The organism is Pseudomonas sp. GW821-FHT02A11, assembly GCF_059421985.1.
In genome coordinates, this window is the sequence record NZ_JBWKWB010000006.1 from 211,448 (window position 1) to 236,409 (window position 24,962).

Here is a 24,962-nt window from a genome sequence, read left to right on the forward strand (position 1 = left end):
AGGTGGCGGCTTTGACTTGCCGCTTGTAGCTTTGCGCTTGAAGCAGCGGTTAGCCGTCCAACGCCTTGTACTTCTCGCGCAGGCGGTTACGAATGGTCACCGCCGACAGGTTCAACAGGGCGATCACCAGCACCAACAACAGCGCCGTGGCGTACACCAGCGGCCGCGCGGCCTCGACGTTGGGGCTCTGGAAGCCCACGTCATAGATGTGAAAGCCCAGGTGCATGATCTTCTGGTCAAGGTGCAGATACGGGTAATTGCCATCGAGCGGCAGCGACGGCGCAAGCTTGACCACGCCCACCAGCATCAGCGGCGCGACCTCCCCAGCGGCGCGGGCCACGGCCAAAATCAGGCCGGTCATCATCGCCGGGCTTGCCATTGGCAACACGATCTTCCACAGCGTCTCGGCCTTGGTAGCCCCCAGCGCCAGCGAGCCTTCGCGCAGCGTCAGCGGGATGCGCGCCAGGCCCTCTTCCGTTGCGACGATCACCACCGGCACCGCCAGCAGCGCCAGCGTCAACGAGGCCCACAGCAAGCCGGGCGTGCCGAACGTCGGCGCAGGCAGCGCTTCAGGGAAGAACAGCCGGTCCAGCGAGCCGCCCAGCACATAAACGAAAAAGCCCAGACCGAACACGCCGTAAACGATCGCCGGCACGCCCGCGAGGTTGTTCACAGCGATGCGGATCAGGCGGGTGACTGGGCCCTGACGCGCGTATTCACGCAGGTAAACCGCAGCCAGCACACCGAACGGTGTCACGATCACGGCCATGATCAGGGTCATCATCACGGTGCCGAAAATCGCCGGGAAGATCCCGCCTTCGGTGTTGGCTTCACGGGGGTCGTCGCTGAGGAATTCCCACAGCTTCTGGAAGTAGAAACCCACTTTGGTGGCAACGCCCATGGCGTTCGGCTGATACGCATGGACAACCTTGCCCAGACTGATCTCGACCTCTTTGCCATTGGCATCGCGGGCGGTCAGGCTGTCGCGGCTGAAGTCGGCGTGCAGTGCGCCCAGTCGGGACTCGATTTCCTTGTAACGGGCATCGTATTCAGCGCGCTCGGCGGCCATGTCGGCCTGCGCCTCGGCGTCCAGCTGGCCATTGAGCTCCAGCTTGCGCGCTTGCAGGCGCAGACGCTCAATGCCGTGGTTGATCGCGCCGATGTCGGTCTTTTCCAGCCCCTCCAACTCATCGGAGAGCTTCTGCACACGCTTGATGCGCTCCTGCAACTGCGGCCAGGCGGCTTCGCCTTCGGCGACGATCACGCCGTTTTCCTTGACGTTGACCAGATAACCGTAAAAGTTGCCCCACTCGCGACGCTCCAGGGTCATCAGCTCGGCAGGTTTGGTCTGATCCTTCAGCCACTCGCCAATCACCCAGCTGAAATCGCTGGGGTTCAGGTCGCGGTTACCGACCTTGAACAGGTCGCGGGTCATGAATTCCGGGCCTTGGTCCGGCACCGGCAAACCGGCGCCCTTGAGCCGCGTGCGGGGCACCCGCTCGGACTGCACCCGCTCGCCCACCAGCACGTGTTTATCCTGGCCGGGCACGTCGTATTGCGCGGAAATCACATCGGCGGGCCAGAAATGCCCGAGGCCGCGCACAGCAATCACTGCCAGCAGGCCAATGGTCATGATCACCGCAATCGACACCGCGCCCGCGCTGATCCAAACGCCGGGGGCGCCGCTTTTGAACCAACTCTTCAGGGAGGCCTTTTTCATCTGTATCTACCTGCCCTAGAGTGACGAATACTTCTTGCGCAGGCGCTGACGAATCAGCTCTGCCAAGGTGTTCATGACAAACGTGAACATCAACAGCACAAGCGCTGCGAGGAACAATACGCGGTAATGGCTGCCGCCCACTTCGGATTCGGGCATCTCGACCGCGACGTTGGCGGCCAGGGTGCGCATGCCCTCGAACAGGTTCATGTCCATGATCGGCGTGTTGCCGGTAGCCATCAGCACGATCATGGTTTCGCCGACCGCACGGCCCATGCCGATCATCAGCGCCGAGAAGATACCGGGGCTGGCGGTGAGGATGACCACGCGGGTCAGGGTCTGCCATGGAGTTGCGCCCAGCGCCAGCGAGCCTAGAGTCAGGCCGCGGGGCACGCTGAACACGGCGTCTTCGGCGATCGAGTAAATATTCGGGATGACCGCAAAACCCATCGCCAGACCGACCACCAGCGCGTTGCGCTGATCGTAGGTGATGCCCAGATCGTTGGTGATCCACGAGCGCATGTCGCCGCCGAAGAACCAATTCTCCAGGTGCGAACTCATGCCCAGCGAGAGCCAGCCCACCAGCAGAATGACCGGAATCAGGATCGCGCTTTCCCAGCCGTCGGGCACCCGCAGGCGAATCGAGTCAGGCAGACGCGTCCACAGAAAACCCGCCAGCAGAATGCCGATGGGGGTGAGGATCAGCAGGCTGAAGATCCCCGGCAGGTGCGCTTCCAGATACGGCGCCAGGAACAACCCGGCGAAGAAGCCGAGAATCACCGTCGGCATCGCTTCCATCAGCTCGATGACCGGTTTGACCTTGCGGCGCATGCCCGGGGCCATGAAATACGCAGTGTAGATAGCAGCGGCCACGGCCAGGGGAGCGGCAAGCAGCATCGCGTAGATCGCGGCCTTGAGCGTGCCGTAGGTCAGCGGCGCAAGGCTCAGCTTGGGCTCGAAATCGCTGTTGGCGGCGGTGGACTGCCAGACGTATTTCGGCTCGTCGTAGTTCTCGTACCAGACCTTGTCCCACAGCGCGCTCCAGGAGACTTCCGGGTGCGGGTTCTTCAGGGTCAGGGGCAGCAACTTGCCGCTGTCTTCGACGAGGATGTTGTCCGCACGCGGCGACAGGCCCATGACGGCCGGGCCGCTGGCCACCGGCTCGACCAGCAGCGTGCGATGCGCCGTGCTGTGGAACACGCCCAGCTTGCCGGCGGTGTCCATGGCGATAAAGCCTTTGCGGCGTTGCTCGGGAGTGATCTGCGCGATCGGTGCGCCGCTCATCTTGAAGTCGCGGATGTGCTGCAGACGCATCTCGCCATCGACGTCGCGGGCCATGAACCACTGGGCGATGTTGCCGCGCGAACTGCCGATCATCAGCGAAATGCCGCCGACCAGCTGGGTGCTGGCCGTGGTTTCGGCGTTGGCGTCTTCGAGCAGCTTGTAGCGGCCGTTAAGCGTGCGGTCATGCAGGTTGAACACGTCCGCCTGAGCGCGCCCATTGATGACGTACAGCCACTGCTGACGCGGGTCGACGTAGATCGCCTTGACCATCGCCGACAGCTGCGGCAGGTCGATGCGGTTTTGTTCGTGGGTGGTTTCGCCGGTCATCAGGTTCTCGACCTGCGTCAGCGACAGCACATGCAACTGCGCGCCGGTCGCACCCGCGAGAATCAGCGTGGTGTCGCTGGCGTTGAGATTGACGTGCTCCAGCGCGCGGCCCTCTTCATCCAGCGTCAGCGGCGTTTGGCTGTAGGGCCAAGTGACGAGCGGAGTAATGGTTTTCTTGTTGTCGGGGTAGCTGATCGGATAGGCGTGTTTGAACACCAGCACCTGGCCGTTGGACAGCCCGACTGCGACCAGAGGCTTGCCCGGCTGATCCTGGGCGACAGAGGTCACTTGCGCGCCCGCAGGCACCGGCAGCGCAACGCGGGAAAGCTCGCTGCCATCACCGATGTTGAAAAACAGCACCTCGCCCTTGTCCGACACGCGCATGGCGACCTGATTCTGCTCTTCGATCGCGAGCAGCAGCGGCTTGCCGGCGTCGTGCATCCAGGCGGGGGTTTGCGTGGTGTTGGCCGTGAGTGTCGCGCCCTGAAACAGCGGCAGCACGACGTAAGCCAGATAGAAGAAGATCAGCGTGATTGCAGCGAGAACGGCAAGGCCACCCACCAGCACGTACCAGCGCGTCAGACGGTCCTTGAGCGCACGAATACGACGCTTGCGTTGCATCTGCGGCGTATTGAAATCAATGCGCTCGGGAGGGGACTTTTCGGTCATCGATGAATTGGCCAAATCATTCATGCGCACACCCTAGCGGCTATGTATGACAGATACATGACAGCATGGTGACGCAAAAAAGCCCGTCGCCTCGCAACCGGGGCAACGGACTGTTCAGTGTTTCGCAAGCCTCGTTCCATAAGGCCCTTTCGTGCAGCAGCGGGACGAACCGGTCACCCCGCATCAGGGTTATCTGCCGGTGCATCGCACCGCCGCGTTTTTATAGCCCCAGATCAGCCAATGCCTTGCCGACGACCTTGGCTGGTAAAGGAATGTACCCGTCTTTCGTGACAACTTCCTGACCTTGTTTTGACAGGATCAGTTTGACGAACTCGGCTTCCAGCGGATTGAGCGGCTTGTTCGGCGCCTTGTTCACATAAACATAGAGGAAACGCGCCAGCGGATAGGTGCCGTTAAGGGCGTTGGCCTCATTGTCTTCGATGAAGGCCTCGCCCTCCTTCTTGGCCAGCGGCACCGTACGCACGCTGGCCGTCTTATAACCAATGCCCGAATAACCGATGCCGTTCAGCGAACTGCTGATGGAGCTGACCACCGAGGCGGAACCTGGCTGCTCGTTGACGTTGGGCTTGAAGTCGCCTTTGCACAGTGAGACTTCCTTGAAGAAGCCGTACGTGCCCGACACCGAGTTGCGGCCGAACAATTGTATCGACTTGCCGGCCAGATCACCGGTCAGGCCAACGTCGCCCCAGGTCTTGGCATCGGCTTTGGCGCCGCACAGGCGGGTGGCCGAGAAAATCGCGTCGACCTGCTGCAGGGTCAGGCCCTTGATCGGGTTGTCCTTGTGCACGAACACCGCCAGCGCATCCACCGCTACCGGAATCGCCGTCGGCTTATAACCGTACTTCTGCTCGAACGCCGAGACCTCGCCGTCCTTCATCTTGCGGCTCATCGGCCCCAACGTCGCGGTGCCTTCGGTCAGCGCAGGCGGTGCAGTCGACGAACCGGCGGCCTGAATCTGGATGTTCACGGCCGGATACTCTTTCTTGTAGGCCTCGGCCCACAGGGTCATCAGGTTGGCCAGGGTGTCGGAACCGACGCTGGAGAGGTTGCCCGATACACCGGAGGTTTTGACGTAAGGTTTGATCGCAGGATCCACCGCAGCAACGGCGTTCGCGGTGGCAACACCGACAGCGGCAAAGGTGAGTGCAGTCATCAAACGCTTGAGTGTCATGCCTGGCTCCTGGCGAGGTCGAAAAAACTGGCCGGGGTGAATGATGGCCATGTGACTACTCTATGACCGGATTATGACAAATGCGTGAAACCCCGGAAATTGCTTTCCCAATGCGGCTCTTCAATCGCGAGAAACTGTTTCTCCCACATGTCGCCAACCGCGTCTTCGCCGCTGCCGGATGCAGGGTGTAAGTGCGGCGACACGTGGCGCGAGAGGAACGATATTCGCTATCGCACTTAACTACATCGCGAAGTCCACTAACGCCGAGCGGGTAGGTGTCTACTTTTGAATGACAGCACCCAAGACCATCCTTCGCTTCAAGACCTCAAGGAAGAAATCATGAATGCATTGATTCCGTCACGTTATGCCAAGCCCTTGGCTCAGAGATTTATCAAAGGCGAAAACCTACGCCCTGACCTTCCTGCATTGACCTACGACGTTTCATTTGCTGCTACAGGCAAACTGCTCCTTCCGATGGACGGCCGCACAGGCTGGGCCAGCTGCATCACTCCCAGCGTTACGCATCAAGGCATGTATCTGGTGGCTTTTTATGAGGTGTTGAAAGTCGTCAACCCACCTCCAGGTTATTTCGCCCGCGTTGTGCGAGTGACTCAAAACGGCACGATTGACCCCACGTTTGGAAACCCGCAAGGATTCATCGACGTCAGCTTCGCTGCGGACGGTATATCGGTCATTCAAGGCATTCATGAACAGAGCAATGGCAACATTGTTTTGTGGGGAACGAATACAGCGCTATCCGGGGGCTCGTTCGTGTCTGGTCAGTTCATCTCCAAGAAGTTGCCGAATGGACAACCCGACAACAGTTTTGGCAACGGTGGCTCGTTGGACATCAACGCCTTGGGTTTGGAATTCGACGTGCAGCTTGTGAGCGGCAACGCCCTGTCGGTGTCCCCGGACGGCAGTCTGTTCGTCGGTCTTGTACGCCGTAACACCGATGTCGGTTTGATCGCCAGGTTATCCAGTAGTGGAACGCTTGATTCCGCTTTCCAGAACAGAGGCATATTGGTTATCACGAATGACCGCAAGTCGACCTACCTCCACGGCATAGCGAGCGGCGGTCACGATAGATTGTTGGCTTATGGTGCTACGGTGCAGGACGAAAATGTTTCAGGCGTTCTCATGAAATACGACCATGCCGGCTTTAAAGACCAAGCGTTCGGGAAAGGTGGAGCGACCCACTTTACCGATAGCCAGCACCACCCCGTCGTCACGGGTATTCATCTGCTCGAAGACAAGCGCTTGCTTGCAACGGGATCTGCGGACACTGTACGCGACGGACTGACAGTCACAGAGGGTCTGATTTCTGTCGTAAGCACAGATGGAAAACTCGACAAACGCTTCAATTCCGGGAGGCCGGCATTCCACAGGTTCTCGAACGATTCGGATTTTGATATCTGGTTTACGGCAACACAGCAACTTCAATCAGAAGGCAAGGTGTTGGCAGTGGGAAGCGGTGGATCGGAGGGAAGCACTGGTCCTGTACTCGGGAGATTCAATCCGGACGGCAGCCCGGATCGTACGCTGGTTGAAGGTAGCGCATTCGGTACATTACCGGACTCGAGCTTTTTCATGAGTCCTGGGAGTGCGCTCAATACCCGGCCAAATCAGGTACTGGTGGCAGGCAGTGTCAACAGCCGGCCGGCAGTTCTAGCAATCACGATCTGATAAATGTCCTGTTCGCGGACGGTCTCGTCCGCGAACGGCACACTCGGCCTACCGATCAACCACACGCTTGCTCTTGAGCAGATACACCCCAATCACCATGCCCAACGCACACAGAACTGCCACGTACCACGCAGGCGCCATCGGGTTCACCTTGTTCAGGCCCTGCACCACCATCGGGGTCAGACCGCCGAAGATCGCGTAGGCCAGGTTGTAGGAAAACGACAGCCCCGAGAAACGGACCACAGGTGGGAAGGCTTTCACCATCACGAATGGCACTGCGCCGATGGTGCCGACGAACAGGCCGGTAAGCGCGTAGAGCGGGTATAGCAGGTCCGGGCGATCGCCGACGGTGTGGTAGAAGGTCCACGAGGTGATCAGTAACCCCAGCGAGCCAAGCAGGAACACCAGGCCCGCGCCGAGGCGATCCGCCAGTGCGCCAGCGCCGATGCAGCCCAGGCTGAGCATGACGATTGCCAGGCTGTTGGCTTTCAAGGTGACGGCGGGGGCGAAGCCAAAGTTGATTTGTAAGAGGGTCGGGGTCATGAGGATGACCACCACGACGCCCGCCGACAGCAGCCAGGTCAGTGCCATCGACAACACCACGGCACCGCGATGATCACGCAGCACGGCCTTGAGCGGCACTTCTTCGGCCAGTTGCTTGCGCTGCTGCAGCTCGGCAAATACAGGCGTCTCGTGCAGCCAGCGGCGCAGGTACACCGACATCAGACCGAACACCCCGCCCAGCAGGAAAGGAATACGCCAGGCGTAGTCCGAGACCTCGGCAGGTGAGTAGACGCTGTTGATCCAGGTGGCGACCAGCGAACCGAGCAAGATACCCGAGGTCAGACCCGACGTGAGCGTGCCACAAGCGTAACCGACGTTACGTGCGGGAACGTGTTCGGAAACGAATACCCACGCACCCGGCACTTCGCCACCAATGGCAGCGCCCTGAATGACGCGCATCAGCAGCAATAAAAGCGGCGCCCAGATGCCTATCTGCGCATAGGTCGGCAGCAGGCCCATGATCAGCGTCGGAACGGCCATCAGGAAAATGCTCAGGGTGAACATTTTCTTGCGGCCCAACAGGTCGCCGAAGTGCGCCATGACGATGCCGCCCAGCGGGCGAGCCAGATAACCGGCGGCAAAAATGCCAAACGTTTGCATCAAGCGCAGCCATTCCGGCATGTCTACTGGGAAAAACAGCTTCCCGACCACCGCCGCGAAGAACACGAAGATGATGAAATCGTAGAATTCCAGAGCGCCACCGAGGGCGGAAAGGGACAGGGTTTTGTAATCGTTGCGGGTCAGCGGACGCGAGGGCTGAGCGGCACTTGAAGGCACAGAGGACATGACAATGGCTTCTCTTTTGAGGCTCTCTTGGGACGAATAATCAACAGCAAGGCAGCCATGGGTATCGGCTGTGCACGCGATTTATCGACTCGAAGAGGTGATCGGGCATCAAAATTGCGTGCCAATGTCGGCGTAGTGCGCCAAATCGGTCCGGCAAGATAGCAAATTGCACGCAGATGCACATGTATTGCAACGAGGACGGGGCAAAATGGGGCCCGGCGGTCGTTTCACAACACCGCGCCCGATATACTTGCCGGCCGCGACTCAACCGGTCTTTCAGGGAAGTTGTGCGAAACCATTTACCCAAGTCGTTTTCGCAGAGTTTCCCTTATTAATGAATTGAAGACTTAGGCTTTGTTCGAAAAGTCGGCGAGCGAAGATCAGGCAAGGCAAAAACAGGCGAGGAACGGCCGGGGTCGCGCCCGACTCTAGGTTTCTAAATGAGCATTCCGAGCCTGTTTTTAACGCAGCATGGTCGAGCGCAGCCACTTTTCGGACATAGCCGGAAGAGTCATGGGGCTAGAGGGCCCAGTTATGAACGAACTTGAACAGGAAGATCCTATTCCCCAGGGCGATCTCGCCTTGCAAATCACTGCACTCCCGCGCGAGACCAACGGCTTTGGCGACATCTATGGCGGCTGGCTGGTGGCGCAGATGGACCTGGCAGGCACGGCCATGGCCAGCAAGGTTGCAGGCGGTCGCGTGGCCACCGTTGCGATTGATCGCATGGCGTTTCTGGTCCCGGTCGCGGTTGGCGCGCAGCTGTCCTTTTACACCCAGACCCTGGAAATCGGCCGCAGCTCGATCCAGATGATGGTTGAGGTGTGGAGCGACGACCCGCTGTCCAGCGAATGGCGCAAGGTCACAGAAGCGGTATTCGTGTTCGTTGCCATCGACGGCAGCGGTCGTACCCGCTCGGTGCCTGCACGGCGCTAATCGCGGCACGGCTTCATCGCACTTGGCAGGGCGCAGTAAACTCATCAAGCTTGGCAGAGTCTGATTTTGTCACTGTCCTTTGAGTGAGTACTCCTATGCCTACGCCAGAAGTCGAATCCATCCAGCTCGGTGAGCTCAATTGCTGGCGTATCCGCCACGGCCAGGCCGAACTGGTGGTCGCCCAGCAGGGCGCGCACATCATCAGCTATCAGATCGACGGCGATCAGCCCTTGATCTGGTCCAACCCCGGTGCAGTGTTCAAGCACGGCAAGGCCATTCGTGGCGGGATGCCGGTCTGCTGGCCGTGGTTCGGCAACTTCCAGCGCAACCCGCAAAGTGTGCAGGCCATGCGCCAGAGCAGCGAGCCTGCGAACGCCCACGGTGAAGTCCGTGCGATCGACTGGGAGCTGATGGGCATGAGCGAAGATGGCGATGCGCTGATTGTCGAGTTCATCCAGCCCAAGGCCGAAGGCCATCTGCCAGGTTGGCCGCACAAGGTAGGCGTGAAGCTGCAGATCCGCATGGACGCTGCGCTGAACGTCAGCCTGGCCAGCTTCAACGCCGGGACTGAAGACGTCACACTGAGCCAGGCCTTGCACAGCTATTTCGCGGTCAGCGACGTGCATCAGGTGAGCATCGAAGGCCTGGACGGCGTGAGCTACCTCAACACGCTGGAAAGCTGGGAGCAGCAGAACGTGCAAGTGGGTGACATTACGTTCACCGGCGAGACGGACCGTATCTATCAAGACACACCGGACTTGGTTTCCATCGTCGACCCAGCGTGGCAACGCCGCATCCAGATCCAGACCCAAGGCTCGAAATCCTCGGTGGTCTGGAACCCGTGGATCGAGAAGACCAAGACCTTCAGCGACATGGAGGCCGATGGCTGGAAGAGCATGGTGTGTGTCGAGACAGCGAACGTGATGAGCGACATCGTGACGCTAAAGCCGGGTGACATGCATGTCATGGGCGTGAGCATCTGGGCTGAGCCGCTGACGGACGAGTGATCAGGCGCTGACCTTGCCCCTGTGGGAGCGAATTCATTCGCGATGCGATCTTACAACCGACACATTTGTTGCGAATGTGCCGGTCTATCGCGAATGAATTCGCTCCCACAGGTGATTTCGGCATTACGCAAATTTCGCGGCGTGATCGACGCAGCGGGCGCGGGTCAGCTTACAAATCCGCCTCAGTCACCACCCGCACCTTCGCCGCATCCATCGCATAAGCCGCATCGGCCAGATCGTTACTGACCTTCTCGACCTTCAGCGTGCCGATCACCCAGAGCGGCGTGTAGATGTCGTCGATTTTCAGCCCTTTTGGATAGCGCACCAGCACCAACTGGTTTGGCGGCGGCGGTGGGACGTGGATGCAGGCGCCCGGATACGGAACGAGGAAGAACAGCGTGCTGTGCCCTTTTGCATCGGTTTCCAACGGGACCGGGTAACCTCCAAGACGGATGTTCTTGCCGTTCATGGCTGCCACGGTCTTGGTCGAATACATCACGGCGGGCAAGCCCTTGCTCTGCTTCAAACCACCCTTGCTGTCGAACGTACCCTGAGCTTCCGGGGAGTTGTGGTCGATTTCGGGCATGGCTTCGAGGGCTTTCTGATCCGACTTCGGCATGAGTTCGAGCCAGTCGGTTTCAGGCAGATCGGCGGCGCGCGCCAGTCCACAGACCAGCAGCAGGGAAACGAGGAGAAGACGACGCATTGCGGTGCTCGGCGTGGGGGATTGATTGCCGCGCATTCTAGCCCTCTACGCCGCAATAGCGCAGAGGGCCAGACCGGTTTTCATTTCTTTCTGATCATGCCGTAGATGACCAGCAGGACGATCGCGCCCACCAGCGCACCGAGGAAACCCGCACCCTCGCCCGCCTGATAGATACCCAGCGCCTGACCACCGTAGGTCGCCACCAGAGAACCGGCGATACCCAGAATAATGGTCATGATCCAGCCCATGCTGTCGTCGCCAGGCTTGAGAAAGCGCGCCAGCAGACCCACGATCAGGCCGATGAAGATGGTTCCGATGATGCCCATGCCATGTCCCTCTGTTTGAATGAATATGCCAACGCCTGTTTAGCTATTGGCAACACGCTATCAGAGAGGTGTGGGGGATGAATGGTTCAACTGGAAGATACGAACCCAACGGAACGTCCCTGCTGCCACTTCAAACGGTGAGCGAATCAACTGCGTGCGAATTCATTCGCGAGAGGCCAGCACATCCGCAATATCTGTCGCTTGGCAGATCGAATCGCGAATGAATTCGCTCCCACGGTAGGTCACCGTTTGCATCACATAAGCTGTGCCGACGCTTAATTCTTGATCAGCGCTTCGACCAGCTTCACCTGACGATCCAGCGTCGCGCGGTCATGGCTGCGCACAGTGGCGTGACCGACTTTGCGACCGGCCTTGAACGCCTTGCCATAGTGATGCAGGTGGCAGTCATCGATAGCCATGACCTTGTCCACCGCTGGCACTTCGCCGATAAAGTTGAGCATGGCGCTCTCGCCCACCTTGGCGGTCGAACCCAGCGGCAGGCCAGCGACGGCACGCAGGTGGTTTTCGAACTGACTGCACTCGGAACCTTCGGTGGTCCAGTGACCGGAGTTATGAACCCGCGGGGCGATTTCGTTGGCTTTCAGGCCGCCGTCGACTTCGAAGAACTCGAACGCCAGCACGCCCACATACTCCAGCTGCTTGAGCACACGACCGGCGTAGTCTTCAGCCAGCGCCTGCAACGGGTGATCGGTGCTGGCGATGGACAGACGCAGGATGCCGCTGTCGTGGGTGTTATGCACCAGCGGGTAGAAGCGGGTTTCGCCATCACGACCGCGCACCGCAATCAGCGAGACCTCGCCGGTGAACGGCACGAAGCCTTCCAGCAGGCACGGCACGCTGCCCAGTTCGGCGAAGGTCCCGATCACGTCTTCAGGCGTGCGCAGGACTTTCTGGCCCTTGCCGTCGTAGCCCAGCGTGCGGGTTTTCAGCACCGCAGGCAGACCGATGCTGGCGACTGCAGCGTCCAGATCGGCCTGGGACTGGATGTCGGCAAACGCAGGGGTGGGAATGCCGAGGTCTTTGAACATACTCTTTTCGAACCAGCGATCGCGGGCGATGCGCAGGGCTTCGGCGCTCGGGTAGACCGGCACGAACTGCGACAGAAACGCCACGGTTTCGGCCGGCACGCTTTCGAATTCGAAGGTCACCAGATCCACTTCGTCAGCCAGCTGACGCAGGTGATCCTGATCGCCGTAATCGGCACGCAAATGCTCGCCCAGCGCAGCGGCGCAAGCGTCTGGCGCAGGGTCCAGGAAGGCGAAGTTCATACCCAGCGGAGTGCCCGCCAGTGCCAACATGCGACCCAGCTGGCCGCCACCGATTACGCCGATCTTCATGAAAACCTCAGGCCTCGCGTGGGTCTGGATTGTCCAGAACGCTGTCTGTCTGCTCAGTGCGGAATTTCTTCAACACTGCGTGGAATTGCGGGTGCTTGGCGCCCAGGATGCTCGCCGAGAGCAGTGCGGCGTTGATCGCACCGGCCTTGCCGATGGCCAAGGTGGCAACCGGAATGCCCGCTGGCATCTGCACGATGGACAGCAGTGAGTCGACGCCCGAGAGCATCGAGGACTGCACCGGAACACCCAGCACTGGCAGGTGAGTCTTGGCGGCGCACATGCCCGGCAAATGAGCAGCACCGCCGGCACCGGCGATGATCACCTCGATACCACGGCCTTCAGCTTCTTCGGCGTACTGGAACAGCAGGTCCGGCGTGCGGTGGGCCGAAACCACTTTGACTTCGTACGGGATGCCGAGCTTTTCCAGCATATCGGCGGTGTGGCTAAGGGTGGACCAATCGGACTTGGAGCCCATGATCACGCCAACCAGTGCGCTCATCGTCGTGCCTCTCATCGGGCGCCCGCAGGCGCGTCTAAAAACAACAAGCCACGCGGGAAAACCGGCGTGGCTTGTCGTACGAATTATGACCAGTGCAACCGGCCAAAGGCCGCGCAGTATACCGCAAAGCGGCAGGAAGGCAGCCCCCCGGCCGACCATTAGTCAGAGGCGATGATGAAGCGCTCACCTCACTTCGCTCCAGACCTTCTGGAAACCGCGAGGCTGAAGTCCATATCAATCGCGATGAGCGAAGAACTGGGCAATATTCTCGCGGTTCTTGGCACTGTAGTGGTAACAATTGGCCCGCAGCGGCGAGTGCTCCGGATAGAGATACGTTGCGCAAGGGATGCCAAAAGAATTGTGCTGAAGTTCAGCATCTTCATGGGTGGCGCCGAACGTGTGACCCAGCTCATGAGCAATGGTCTGGTAGGCAGTCAATGAGGCAATCAGGTGTTCACCGTTTAAATAGGCTATCCCCAACACGTCTTCTTCCAGCGCTTGCTGAGTGACCAACAGGAATCGCTGAATCCCATCGGACGAAATACCGTGCTGGTCTGCATAATCACGAGCGATGTCACGCCATTGGCTGAGGGTTTGATCCGCGTTACCTTGATAGTCAAAATCGGTAATGCCAGGTAACGAGTGCCTGTACTCAATGATGAACTCGCGCCCCGTCACCTTCTGAAGCTCGATGATGCAGTCTTTCAAGTATTGGCGAGGGACGATGCGTCGAGTGCCTTCGTCGACATCGTCATGATAAAAAACATACAGCCGTACAGGTTGCTTAGCCATTTTCTACGTCCTTATAGAGTTCAGGCCGCCCCTCATGGGCGGCTATAAAGATGACAGGCGATACAAAAGCAATCGCAAGTCACGGATTAAAAATTACAAGAATCAAACATGCGTGGCATTGAGACGTATCTGCAAACTTTGTAGGCCGTACCAATCCTGCATGTAGGAAGCTGAACTAGCAGGACTATCTGCCCAAGAGAAAGCGGTGATCGCGCTTGAAGTTTCTGACGTATCGTCAGGAATAAGTAACCTGTTTGAATTCCTGTTTCTGACTGACACTGCAACAACTGTCTGTTTAGCTACGCAGGCAAGCCATTCACTCATTCTCAAGGAAGAGAAGCATCATGATCCGATTCATAGCACCTTTGCTGTTTGCGATTTTCTGCGTTCCCATTTCGGTTCAGGCGCATCTGCGCACTGAAGCAGCGGCGCCCGAGGCCAAGGCAAAGCTCCCTATAGTGCTGACCCTGTTCCTGCATGATCAGCTCAGCGACGAACAGATTGCCAATCTGGAGCCAGCCTACCTTTCCTGGTTCATCGAAGACCTGCAAACCATCACAGACCGTAAGATTGAAGTCGTACAGATAAGAAACAAACCAGGCTATACCGATTTCAACTATCGCCTGGGTGATGCCAGTAAATCCCTGTATGAATGGGATCAGCGCGTCATCGATTACGTTGTTTACGGCAACTTGCCTCGGGACAAACGGCACAAATACCTGCTGATAACCCCAGATAACCTGACATTTCTCACCGAAGGCATCGCTGGATATGACAAACGCTCGGCGATCGCATCATTGACTGCTTATCGAATCATTGCTCACGAAGTCGGCCACCTGCTGGGCGCCACCCATGCCGACGGGCAGTTGGTCGGTTTTTCATTTGCTCTATCCTGCAACACCAACATGGTAGCGATGGAAATTTTCATTATCCGCAATTGCTATCAGTACAGCGATAGAGCTGCACAGGCGATACGCAGCTACCTGAAAAATACACCTTGAATCCACGCCATTGGCTAACGTGCTACTTGGACGGGCCGCTTTGCTAGTGACTAACTTCAAACGAGCCAGCGGCCGTTTCCAGCTTGCGCCACAACAGCCGCACATTCGCTTTTCGCACCAGTGCACAGCGGTACAGGCGGATCTCCAGTGGCACATGCCACGGGGCGCCGCCACAGATCACCAGCTCACCCCGCTCAAGTTCGGCGGCAATGGACAGGCGTGGCACCCAGGCAATCCCCAAACCTTGTAGGGCCATGCCCTTGAGACTGTCGGCCATTGCCGTTTCGTAAACCGTGGTGAAACGCAAAGCGCGCTGGCGCAGCAAAAGGTTTACCGAACGCCCCAGAAACGCACCCGCGCTGTAGGCCAGCAGCGGCACGCTTTGGTCACCTTCCAGATCGAACAGCGGCTTGCCATCGGCGTCGACCGAGCAGACCGGCAGCATTTCAGTCATCCCCAGATGCAGCGACGGGAAGATCTCGGCGTCCATCTGTAGCGCTGCGTCAGGGTCGTAGAACGCCAGCATCAGGTCGCAACCGCCTTCGCGCAGGGCATGCACGGCGTCGCCGACGTTGGTCGCCACTAGCCGCGTGGCGATGTTCAGGCCCTCGTTACGCAACTGAGCGATCCAGCGCGGGAAGAAGCTCAGAGCCAGCGAGTGCGCCGCAGCGATCTGCATCACTTCGCCCTGTCCGCTTTCCAGATGATGCAAATGACGCAACACCTCCCCGAGTTGATCGACGACCGTACGTGCAGTGACCAGAAACAACTGCCCCGCCGCTGTCAGCTCGATGGGCGTGCGCGAGCGATTCACCAGCGTCAAACCCAACGCGGCCTCAAGGCTGCGTATCCGTCGACTGAACGCCGGCTGCGTGACAAAACGACGTTCCGCCGCCTGGGAAAAGCTGCGGGTGGCGGCCAGCGCGCTGAAGTCTTCCAGCCATTTGCTTTCCAGGTTCATGGTGTTCTCCACATCTGCAGGTCTTAACGCGGGTCGCGGCTTGCTCAATGATCCAGTTGAAAGGCATCCATTGTGAGAGCGAATTCATTCGCGAGAGGTCGGCACATTCGACAGATCTCCAGAGCGTGTACGGGCCTCTCGCGAATGAATTCGCTCCTACAGGGGCCGCTGTATGAAGGCCGCCTGTGTAACACCTTCATACGCCCGTCACAATCGGAACGTCACATCTACATTATGCCGTTTGAGCATAGGCTAGCGCTTAACAGCATTGGTTCGCAATCGCCCGCAAGCCTAGTATTAAAGGCGTTCCGGCTTAGTCCGTGTCTCTCCTGAGAGCTTCTCTATCATGTCCTGCGCTGCATCATTTCGCATCGAAAAAGACCTGCTTGGCACCCTCGAAGTCCCTGCTGACGCCTACTTCGGCATCCAGACCCTGCGTGCGGTGAACAACTTTCACCTCTCCGGCGTTCCACTTTCGCACTACCCGAAACTGGTTGTCGGCCTTGCCATGGTCAAACAAGCAGCCGCCGATGCGAACCATCAGCTGGGCCATTTGAGCAGCGAGAAGCATGCAGCGATCAGCGAAGCCTGTGCACGCCTGATCCGCGGTGATTTCCACGAGCAGTTCGTGGTCGACATGATTCAGGGTGGCGCCGGTACATCCACCAACATGAACGCCAACGAAGTCATCGCCAACATCGCCCTTGAAGCGATGGGCCATGCCAAAGGCGAATACAAATACCTGCACCCCAATAACGACGTGAACATGGCGCAGTCGACCAACGACGCTTACCCGACGGCCATTCGCCTGGGTCTGCTGTTGGGGCACGACGCCCTGCTCGCCAGCCTCGACAGCCTGATTCAGGCGTTCGCGGCCAAGGGTCAGGAGTTCAGCCACGTCCTGAAGATGGGTCGCACCCAGCTGCAAGACGCCGTGCCGATGACCCTCGGCCAGGAATTCCGCGCCTTCGCCACCACGCTGACCGAAGACCTCAACCGCCTGCGCAGTCTGGCGCCTGAGCTGTTGACCGAAGTGAACCTGGGCGGCACCGCCATCGGCACCGGTATCAACGCCGACCCTGGCTACCAGCATCTGGCGGTCGAGCGTCTGGCGATCATCAGCGGCCAGCCACTGGTTCCCGCCGCCGACCTGATCGAAGCCACCTCCGACATGGGCGCCTTCGTACTGTTCTCCGGCATGCTCAAGCGCACTGCCGTCAAGCTGTCGAAGATCTGCAACGACTTGCGTCTGCTGTCCAGCGGCCCGCGCACTGGTATCAACGAGATCAACCTGCCAGCGCGTCAGCCGGGCAGCTCGATCATGCCGGGCAAGGTCAACCCGGTGATCCCGGAGGCCGTGAACATGTGCGCCTTTGAAATCATGGGCAACGACCTGGCGCTGACCGTGGCGGCCGAAGGTGGCCAGTTGCAGCTGAACGTCATGGAGCCGCTGATCGCCTACAAGATCTTCGATTCGATCCGCCTGCTGCAGCGCGCGATGGACATGCTGCGTGAGCACTGCATCGTCGGCATCACCGCCAACGAACAGCGCTGCCGCGAGCTGGTCGAGCATTCGATCGGTCTGGTCACTGCGCTGAACCCATACATCGGTTACGAAAACGCCACCCGTATCGCTCGCGTGGCTCTGGAAACAGGCCGCGGCGTACTGGAACTGGTGCGCGAAGAAGGCCTGCTCGACGACGCGATGCTCGCGGACATCCTACGCCCTGAAAACATGATCGCTCCACGATTGGTGCCTCTGAAGGCCTGATTGCCAAGCCCCCCATTACTTGCAACACGATCACCAGGCTGAGGGCCTAGACACCCCTCACCCTTTTGAGGGCCGGAAGTACACGCTTCCAGGCCCTTTTTTTTGCCCACGGATATGCCGCTGGCCCCTGTAGGAGCGCGCTTGCCCGCGAAGAGGCCGGTACAGCCGACACCTCTCGCACGCCCGAATGACCCCTTCGCGGGCAAGCGCGCTCCTACCGAGTCGGCGAAAACGAGCACAAAAAGCAGAAACGGTTTACAGACTCCAATAACGCGCATCGGTATAGTGCGCCCCCTCTAAAAAAGCGAGGCAACAACAATGCTTGAAGTCATCAACGACTTCCTCTCGGGAAAACTGCTGATCGTGCTCATTGTCGGGCTCGGTGGATATTTCACGATTCGCTCGCGTTTCGTTCAATTGCGTCACTTCTTCCACATGTTCGCGGTGTTTCGCGAAAGCCTGCGTAGCAGCTCCGGTCAGTTGAGCTCCTTTCAGGCCCTGATGCTGAGCCTGGCTGGCCGTGTTGGTGCCGGGAACATCGCCGGTGTCGGCATCGCCGTGACCCTGGGCGGTCCGGGCGCGGTGTTCTGGATGTGGGTCACGGCCCTCGTCGGCATGGCCAGCAGCTTCTTCGAATGTTCCCTCGGCCAGCTGTACAAGCGCTGCGACTCCGAAGGGCAATATCGCGGCGGCCCTTCCTTCTATATTCAGCACGGCCTGGGCAAGCGCTGGCTGGGCATGGTCATGGCGGTTCTGCTGCTGGTGACCTTCGGTTTCGCCTTCAACGGCCTGCAGTCCCACGCTGTTACCCATTCGCTGAACAACGCCTTCGGCGTCTCGCCAGGCTACTCGGGCATTGCGCTGGCCGTATTGCTGGGCCTGGTGTTCGTGGGTGGCATCAAACGCATCGCTGCGGTGGCCGATCTGCTCGTTCCAGTAAAAACCCTGGTCTACATCGGCGTGACCCTGTACGTGATCGGCGTGCAGTTCGAACACGTTCCACACATGCTGATGACCATCGTCAAAAGCGCGTTTGGCATGGACGAAGTCTTCGGCGGTCTGGTGGGCAGCGCGATCGTCATGGGCGTTAAACGTGGCGTGTTCGCCAACGAAGCCGGTCTGGGCAGCGCGCCGAACGTGGCGGCGGTGGCCGAAGTCCAGCACCCGGTGGCACAAGGCGTGGTTCAGGCGTTCAGCGTGTTTCTCGACACCTTTGTCATCTGTACCTGCACCGCCTTGCTGATTCTGCTCTCCGGTTTCTACACCCCGGGCTTCGAAGGCGATGGCATCGCGCTGACCCAAAACTCGCTGGCTGCAGTCGTGGGCGACTGGGGCCGTCTGTTCATCAGCGTGGCGCTGGCTCTGTTCGTATTCACCTCGATTCTCTACAACTACTACCTGGGCGAAAACAGCCTGCGCTTCCTGCTGGGTGAGAGTCGCAAGGCCCTGCTCAGCTACCGCGCACTGGTCCTGGCGTTGATCCTGTGGGGCGCCGTGGAAGACCTGGGCACCGTGTTTGCCTTTGCCGACATCACCATGACGCTGCTGGCGTTGGTCAACCTGATCGCGCTGGCCATGCTGTTCAAGATTGGTTTGCGTATCCTCAACGACTACGATGCACAGCGTAAGGCGGGCATCGAGACGCCGGTATTCGACTCCAGTCAGTTCCCCGATCTGGATCTGGACCTCAAGGCCTGGCCCAAGCCCGGCATTGATAAACCTGCAGCCAAGCCTGAATCGGCAGCGGGTGAACTGGCCGTCGACGCACGTTAATCATCACCCGTCAGTCCAGGGAGACACCCATGAATCGCGAACAATCCGCAGCGGCCCAGCACGTGATGGTGCTCTACACCGGCGGCACCATCGGCATGCAGGCCAGCGAAAACGGCCTGGCGCCCGCGTCCGGTTTCGAAGCGCGCATGGCCGAACAACTGACTGGCCAGCCTGACCTGGTCGTGCCGCAGTGGCAATTTCGCGAGATGTCTCCTCTGATCGACAGCGCCAACATGACGCCTGCCTACTGGCAGCGTCTGCGCGAAGCGGTGGTCGACGCCGTTGACAACAAGGGCTGCGACGCCGTGCTGATCCTGCACGGCACCGACACCCTGGCCTACAGCGCGGCGGCCATGAGCTTTCAGCTGCTGGGGCTCAACGCTCCTGTGGTGTTCACAGGCTCCATGCTGCCCGCCGGCGTGCCCGACAGCGATGCCTGGGAGAACGTCAACGGCGCCCTGCAAGCACTGGGCAAAGGCCTGCCGTCGGGCGTGCACCTGTACTTCCACGGCGAGCTGATGCAGCCGACCCGCTGCGCGAAAATCCGCAGCTTTGGGCGCAACCCTTTTGCCGCACTGAACCGCTCCCGCGGCAGTGAGGCCGTCGGCACGCTGCCTGAAGCACTGGATTATCGCCAGCCGAAGACCCTTGCTCAGGTTGCCGTGCTGCCATTGTTCCCCGGCATCGGCGCGGCGCAGCTGAACGCTCTGATCGACAGTGGCATCCAAGGCCTGATCCTGGAATGCTTCGGCAGTGGTACGGGCCCGAGCGACAATCCGGCCTTCCTCGACAGCCTGAAACGCGCCCGCGAGCAAGGCATTTGTGTGATCGCGATCACCCAATGCCATGAAGGCGGCGTGGAGCTGGACGTCTACGAAGCCGGCAGTCGCCTGCGCGGCGCCGGCGTGCTGTCCGGCGGCGGCATGACCCGCGAAGCGGCGTTCGGCAAACTGCATGCGCTGCTTGGCGCAGATCTGCTGGCGGATGAAGTGCGCCGTCTGGTGGAGCTGGATGTGTGTGGGGAGTTGCGTTAACGGGAATTCACATTGCCCCTGTAGGAGCGCGCTTGCCCGCGATGGCGCAGGGTCAGACAACATCGTCGTGTCTGGGCAAACGCATCGCGGGCAAGCGCGCTCCTACAGCATTGCGTATGCAACCCGGCACATCTCTTGCTCCCCCATTGCGATCAAAAAAACAATCGGAATGCCCTCATGCTTCATTCTCACCTCACCACCCTCAATGCCGTCTCGCTGGTGCTGGAGACGTTTTCGGCCGAGGGATGGGGCAGTGAAGCGTTGCTGGCCGGGAGCGGGATCACCGAAGCGGACCTGAGCCGACCGGACATTCGCATCACCACCTTTCAGGAAATGCAGGTCTGCGCCAACGCTGTTGCGCTGCGTCGGGAGATCGGTTTGCCGCTGGGAAGGCGCATGCATGTGTCGTCTTACGGGATTCTCGGTTACGCGCTGCTCACCAGTGCCACTTTCGGTGACGCCTTGCGCCTGGCGCTGGAGTACCCGGCGTTGCTGGGCACGCTGTTCGAGCTGCAGTTGATCGAGGACGGCGAGCGCATCTGGTTCAGCGCCAGCGACTATCGCGATGACGAAGGCCTGCGGGTCTTCAATGCCGAGCTGTGCATGGCGTCACTGAAGGTGATCTGCGATGACCTGCTGGGCAATTCGCTGCCTGTGCTGGCTGCGCGCTTCGCCCATGGCGCTCCGGACTACCAGGCCAGTTACCGCGAGAGCTTTGCCTGCGAGCTGCAATTCGATGCCCAAGACAACGCCTTTGCCTTTGAAAGACGCTGGCTGGATCAGCCCCTGACGCTTGCCGACCCTGTCACCCATCGCGATATGCGCGAGCGTTGTCGTCGGCAGAACATCGAGTTCACCGGCCGCCAGGCGTGGCTGGGGCGTATTCGTCATCTGCTCGCCGACCAGCTCGACCAGACCCCAAGCCTGCGCGTGCTTGCGCAAAAAATGAACTGCTCCGAGCGCACCCTTCGCCGTCATTTGCAGGCCACCGGCAGCAGCTATCAGCAGTTGTTGGACGAGCTACGCTTCGAGCGGGCCAAGCAATTGTTGCAGGACGATCAGTTGCCCATTCATCACATCGCCGAGGTTTTGGGCTTCAGTGAAACGGCGAGCTTTCGCCATGCATTCATTCGCTGGAGTGGCGTGGCGCCGAGTCAGTTTCGGATCTGAGCAGATTTCCGGAAGCTGACGCGTGACACCTGTGGGAGCGAATTCATTCTGGGCGGTATTCAGGCGAGACATCCGCACAGTCGATAGAGATATGTCGCCTGCACTGGCCCCTCGCGAATGAATTCGCTCCCCCAGTGCCTCCAAACGGGGCATGCCGCCCTATTCAGGGGCGATTTACGGTCAGCTTTTATGGCCGAATCAATCCCCTTTTGACCGTTTGCGTCGTTCTCCGAAAAGCCGTCCGCCACAAGAATGTCGGACACCCTCGCCCACAGGAGAACAAGAAAATGCTGACGGTCTATTCCGATGATCACCATTTGCACCACGGCCGCTGCGAGCTGATCGACGGCAAGCTGATGCCCTGCTTTGAGATGCCATCGCGCGCCGATCACGTGCTGCAACGGGTCAAGGATCGCGAAATCGGCGCCGTGGAGGGCCCACAGGACTTTGGCATCGAGCCAATCAAACGCATCCACACCGATGCGTTTCTGGAATTCTTCAAAGGTGCCTGGGACCGCTGGGCCGCCACCAACCCCGAAGGCGACTTGCTGCCCTACACCTGGCCCGCGCGCACGCTGCGCTCGGTCATCCCCACGAGCCTGCATGGCCAGCTGGGTTATTACACCTTCGATGCGGGTGCGCCGATCACCGCCGGCACCTGGCAAGCCGCGTACAGCGCAGCCCAAGTCGCCCTCACCGCACAGGCCGCGATCCAGAAAGGTGCGCGCAGCGCGTTCGCCCTGTGCCGCCCACCAGGACATCACGCCGCCAGCGACGTCATGGGCGGCTATTGCTACCTGAACAATGCCGCCATCGCCGCTCAGGCCTTCCTCGATCAGGGCCATAAAAAAGTCGCGATCCTCGACGTCGACTACCACCACGGCAACGGCACGCAGTCGATTTTCTACGAGCGCAGCGACGTGCTGTTCACCTCCATCCATGGCCACCCGGAAGCCGAATTCCCGTTCTTCCTGGGTTACGAAAACGAGCTGGGCGAAGGGGCAGGCGAAGGCTTCAACTTCAACTATCCACTGGCCGCGGGAAGCGACTGGGCGCAGTGGGGTGCCGCGCTGGAGCAGGCTTGCGCCGAGATCGAGCGTTTCGGCGCCGATGTGGTGGTGGTGTCGCTGGGCGTGGACACGTTCAAAGACGACCCGATCTCGCAATTCAAGCTCGACAGCCCCGATTACCTGCGCATGGGCGAGCGCATCGCGGCGCTGGGCAAACCCACTTTGTTTGTGATGGAAGGCGGCTACGCCGTCGAAGAGATCGGCATCAATGCCGTGAACGTGCTGGAAGGTTTTGAACGCGTCTGACCCCTCCTATCGAGAAGAGAGACAACGATGAACAGACTCAAGCGCTTTATCGCTCCCGCCCTGTGTGCGGCGATGCTCAGCGGCGTGGTTCAGGCCGACGAGCCAAAAACCCTGCGCGTTTACAACTGGTTCGATTACATCACCCCGCAGACCCTGGAGAACTTCAAGAAAGACACCAAGGTCCCGCTGATCTACGACATCTTCGACACCAACGAAGCCCTGGAAGCCAAGCTGCTGACCGGCAACTCCGGCTACGATGTGGTGGTGCCGTCCAACGTGTTCCTGGCCAAGCAGATTCAGGCCGGGGTGTTCCAGCCGCTGGACAAGAGCAAGCTGACCAATTATTCGCACCTCGATCCGAGCCTGATGAAGCTGCTGGAGGCGAACGATCCGGGCAACAAATTTGCCGTGCCGTACATGTACGGCACCATCCTGATCGGCTTCAACCCCGACAAGGTCAAGGCCGTGCTGGGCGACAAGGCGCCGGTGGACAGCTGGGATTTGATCTTCAAGGAAGAGAACATCAGCAAGCTCAAACAGTGCGGCGTGACGCTGCTCGATTCGCCTTCAGAGATTCTGCCGCTGGCCCTGCAACACCTGGGGCTGGATCCCAACAGCAAGAACCCAAAGGACTACGACAAGGCGGAAGCCTTGCTGATGAAGATTCGCCCGTACATCACCTACTTCCACTCGTCCAAGTACATGGCTGACATCGCCAACGGCGATATCTGCGTGGCTGTAGGTTACTCGGGCAGCTTCTCGCAAGCGGCGAACCGGGCCAAGGAAGCGAAGAACGGCGTGGTCGTGGACATGCGTCTGCCAAAGGAAGGCGCGCCGATCTGGTTCGACATGCTGGCCATTCCGAAAGGGGCCAAGGATGTCGAGGATGCGCATACCTTCATCAACTACCTTCTGCAGCCTGAAGTGATCGCGCCGATCAGCGATTTCGTGGGCTACCCGAACCCGAACAAAGACGCGACGGACAAGGTTGACCCGGCAATCCGCAACAACCCGAACCTGTACCCGACCGCCGAAGCGATGAAAACGCTCTACACCCTGACACCGTTGCCACGCGACGCGGAACGTGCGCGCACGCGCGTGTGGACCAAGATCAAATCCGGCACCTAGACACAGTGGCAAGCTTCGAGCCGCAAGCTGCAAGTGGCGCACACCCGCTTGTAGCTTGCAGCTCGTTACTCACCGCTGCTTCTCTGTGGCATCACGCAACATCGAATTCAGATTCCCCGAAATATTCGCGCACAGCGCCTTCATTTGAATCTCGTGCTCGGACGCCTTGAATGGGCTCTGCAAATCGGTGCCGATTTTCTCGATGGCCAAGAGCATGAACCCTACGACCGTCGACGCCAGCGGCGTGAACCAGCCCAGGGTTTCCACAAGACCGATCGGCACGATGATGCAGAACAGCGTGATGAACAGCCGCGGAAAGGTCACGTAGGGATAGGGCAGCGGCGTGTTGGCGATTCGCTCCATGCCGCCCTGGCAATTGGAAATCTCCACCAGTGTCGCTTCCAGTCGCTCAAGACGAATGCTGTCCAGGCGCCCGGCCTTGTATTCGTCCGCCAGAATCGCAGCGGAAACATTGAGAATGTCGTTGGGAAAATTGTTGGTGCGAGTGCGCCGCTCATATTCCTCGCGGGAAATCATTGCGGTCACGTCCTCGCCGCAGTCGCCGCCTTTCAAGTGCGCGGACAGGCATTCCACGTAGGCCACATGACGACGCAGCAGGACGGCCTTGACCGGATTAAGCTCGTCTTCGTCGTCGATCAGCGTCAGCACCTGCCGGGCGTAGCTGCGGGAATTGTTCACCAGCGAGCCCCATAACGTGCGCGCTTCCCACCAGCGGTTGTAGGCACTGGAATTGCGAAAGCTGGTGAGCACGACGAGCGCCGAACCCAGCAGTGTCAGCGGCATGGACGGCAAGGTGATCTTGCGCTCCAGGTAGAGCATGAAATCCACCGTGACAATCACGTCCCAGATCAGCAGCCAGAACAGCGACCAACCGATGTAGGTAAACGTCCTGATCATGGCGCGGTACTTCTTGATGATCGTTTCCTGCAAAGGCCACC

General features: G+C 59.6%; 21 protein-coding genes. 10 read left to right on the top strand and 11 right to left on the bottom strand.

The genetic code is table 11. The features are described 5' to 3' along the window. Window positions 1–49: 49 nt before the first annotated feature. From pstA to AC07V9_RS12340, 3 genes are all read right to left on the bottom strand, one after another. On the bottom strand, window positions 50–1,720 hold the full coding sequence (gene pstA, locus AC07V9_RS12330) for a phosphate ABC transporter permease PstA (RefSeq protein ID WP_495015982.1): 1,671 nt from the start codon (window positions 1,718–1,720) through the stop codon (window positions 50–52). 15 nt (window positions 1,721–1,735) lie between these two features. Continuing rightward, the gene (locus AC07V9_RS12335) at window positions 1,736–3,769 is read right to left on the bottom strand and encodes an ABC transporter permease subunit (RefSeq protein WP_495016040.1); all 2,034 of its coding nucleotides are present in this window, start codon (window positions 3,767–3,769) and stop codon (window positions 1,736–1,738) included. Window positions 3,770–4,217: 448 nt separating this feature from the next. Continuing rightward, complete coding sequence (locus AC07V9_RS12340; protein WP_495015983.1) at window positions 4,218–5,189, bottom strand: phosphate ABC transporter substrate-binding protein PstS family protein; 972 nt, start codon at window positions 5,187–5,189, stop codon at window positions 4,218–4,220. Between the two features lie 285 nt (window positions 5,190–5,474). Between AC07V9_RS12340 and AC07V9_RS12345 the strand changes: the two genes are divergently transcribed. Beyond that, the gene (locus AC07V9_RS12345; protein ID WP_495015984.1) at window positions 5,475–6,875 is read left to right on the top strand and encodes a hypothetical protein; all 1,401 of its coding nucleotides are present in this window, start codon (window positions 5,475–5,477) and stop codon (window positions 6,873–6,875) included. Window positions 6,876–6,923: 48 nt separating this feature from the next. Here the strand turns inward: AC07V9_RS12345 and AC07V9_RS12350 are convergent, their stop codons facing one another. Beyond that, on the bottom strand, window positions 6,924–8,225 hold the full coding sequence (locus tag AC07V9_RS12350) for an MFS transporter (RefSeq protein WP_495015985.1): 1,302 nt from the start codon (window positions 8,223–8,225) through the stop codon (window positions 6,924–6,926). A 534-nt stretch (window positions 8,226–8,759) separates the two neighbouring features. Here AC07V9_RS12350 and AC07V9_RS12355 point away from each other — a divergent pair. Further along, window positions 8,760–9,161, top strand: a complete 402-nt coding sequence (locus tag AC07V9_RS12355; protein WP_108236231.1) for an acyl-CoA thioesterase — start codon at window positions 8,760–8,762, stop codon at window positions 9,159–9,161. Between the two features lie 95 nt (window positions 9,162–9,256). Further along, a complete protein-coding gene (locus tag AC07V9_RS12360) occupies window positions 9,257–10,168 on the top strand; it encodes a D-hexose-6-phosphate mutarotase (RefSeq protein WP_495015986.1) in 912 nt (303 codons plus the stop codon). A 169-nt stretch (window positions 10,169–10,337) separates the two neighbouring features. Here the strand turns inward: AC07V9_RS12360 and AC07V9_RS12365 are convergent, their stop codons facing one another. The 5 genes from AC07V9_RS12365 to AC07V9_RS12385 form a co-directional block, all read right to left on the bottom strand. After that, window positions 10,338–10,874, bottom strand: a complete 537-nt coding sequence (locus AC07V9_RS12365) for a DUF3299 domain-containing protein (protein WP_495016041.1) — start codon at window positions 10,872–10,874, stop codon at window positions 10,338–10,340. Between the two features lie 80 nt (window positions 10,875–10,954). After that, on the bottom strand, window positions 10,955–11,200 hold the full coding sequence (locus AC07V9_RS12370; RefSeq protein WP_495015987.1) for a GlsB/YeaQ/YmgE family stress response membrane protein: 246 nt from the start codon (window positions 11,198–11,200) through the stop codon (window positions 10,955–10,957). Window positions 11,201–11,475: 275 nt separating this feature from the next. Beyond that, a complete protein-coding gene (locus AC07V9_RS12375; RefSeq protein WP_495015988.1) occupies window positions 11,476–12,558 on the bottom strand; it encodes a 5-(carboxyamino)imidazole ribonucleotide synthase in 1,083 nt (360 codons plus the stop codon). Window positions 12,559–12,565: 7 nt separating this feature from the next. Further along, window positions 12,566–13,057 carry a 5-(carboxyamino)imidazole ribonucleotide mutase gene (gene purE, locus AC07V9_RS12380; protein ID WP_074754780.1) on the bottom strand — a complete coding sequence of 164 codons (492 nt, stop codon included), beginning with the start codon at window positions 13,055–13,057 and terminating at the stop codon, window positions 12,566–12,568. A 234-nt stretch (window positions 13,058–13,291) separates the two neighbouring features. Then, on the bottom strand, window positions 13,292–13,849 hold the full coding sequence (locus AC07V9_RS12385; protein WP_495015989.1) for a M12 family metallo-peptidase: 558 nt from the start codon (window positions 13,847–13,849) through the stop codon (window positions 13,292–13,294). Between the two features lie 344 nt (window positions 13,850–14,193). Between AC07V9_RS12385 and AC07V9_RS12390 the strand changes: the two genes are divergently transcribed. Then, window positions 14,194–14,850, top strand: a complete 657-nt coding sequence (locus tag AC07V9_RS12390) for a hypothetical protein (protein WP_495015990.1) — start codon at window positions 14,194–14,196, stop codon at window positions 14,848–14,850. 43 nt (window positions 14,851–14,893) lie between these two features. Here the strand turns inward: AC07V9_RS12390 and AC07V9_RS12395 are convergent, their stop codons facing one another. Continuing rightward, on the bottom strand, window positions 14,894–15,811 hold the full coding sequence (locus AC07V9_RS12395) for a LysR substrate-binding domain-containing protein (RefSeq protein WP_495015991.1): 918 nt from the start codon (window positions 15,809–15,811) through the stop codon (window positions 14,894–14,896). Window positions 15,812–16,157: 346 nt separating this feature from the next. Between AC07V9_RS12395 and AC07V9_RS12400 the strand changes: the two genes are divergently transcribed. The 6 genes from AC07V9_RS12400 to AC07V9_RS12425 all read left to right on the top strand — a co-directional run bounded on the left by AC07V9_RS12400 (window position 16,158) and on the right by AC07V9_RS12425 (window position 24,003). Further along, window positions 16,158–17,582, top strand: a complete 1,425-nt coding sequence (locus tag AC07V9_RS12400; RefSeq protein WP_495015992.1) for an aspartate ammonia-lyase — start codon at window positions 16,158–16,160, stop codon at window positions 17,580–17,582. Window positions 17,583–17,900: 318 nt separating this feature from the next. Beyond that, entirely contained in the window at window positions 17,901–19,355 is a 1,455-nt protein-coding gene (locus tag AC07V9_RS12405) for an alanine/glycine:cation symporter family protein (protein WP_495015993.1), read from the top strand. 29 nt (window positions 19,356–19,384) lie between these two features. After that, window positions 19,385–20,389: an asparaginase gene (locus tag AC07V9_RS12410; protein ID WP_495015994.1), complete on the top strand. Its 1,005-nt coding sequence runs from the start codon at window positions 19,385–19,387 to the stop codon at window positions 20,387–20,389. Between the two features lie 177 nt (window positions 20,390–20,566). After that, a complete protein-coding gene (locus AC07V9_RS12415) occupies window positions 20,567–21,559 on the top strand; it encodes an AraC family transcriptional regulator (protein ID WP_495015995.1) in 993 nt (330 codons plus the stop codon). 287 nt (window positions 21,560–21,846) lie between these two features. Continuing rightward, a complete protein-coding gene (locus tag AC07V9_RS12420; RefSeq protein ID WP_495015996.1) occupies window positions 21,847–22,875 on the top strand; it encodes a histone deacetylase family protein in 1,029 nt (342 codons plus the stop codon). A gap of 27 nt (window positions 22,876–22,902) precedes the next feature. After that, entirely contained in the window at window positions 22,903–24,003 is a 1,101-nt protein-coding gene (locus AC07V9_RS12425; protein WP_495015997.1) for a polyamine ABC transporter substrate-binding protein, read from the top strand. A 69-nt stretch (window positions 24,004–24,072) separates the two neighbouring features. On the opposite strand, the gene AC07V9_RS12430 is transcribed toward AC07V9_RS12425, so the two are convergent. After that, the gene (locus AC07V9_RS12430) at window positions 24,073–24,954 is read right to left on the bottom strand and encodes a bestrophin family protein (RefSeq protein ID WP_495015998.1); all 882 of its coding nucleotides are present in this window, start codon (window positions 24,952–24,954) and stop codon (window positions 24,073–24,075) included. Between the last annotated feature and the right edge of the window lie 8 nt (window positions 24,955–24,962).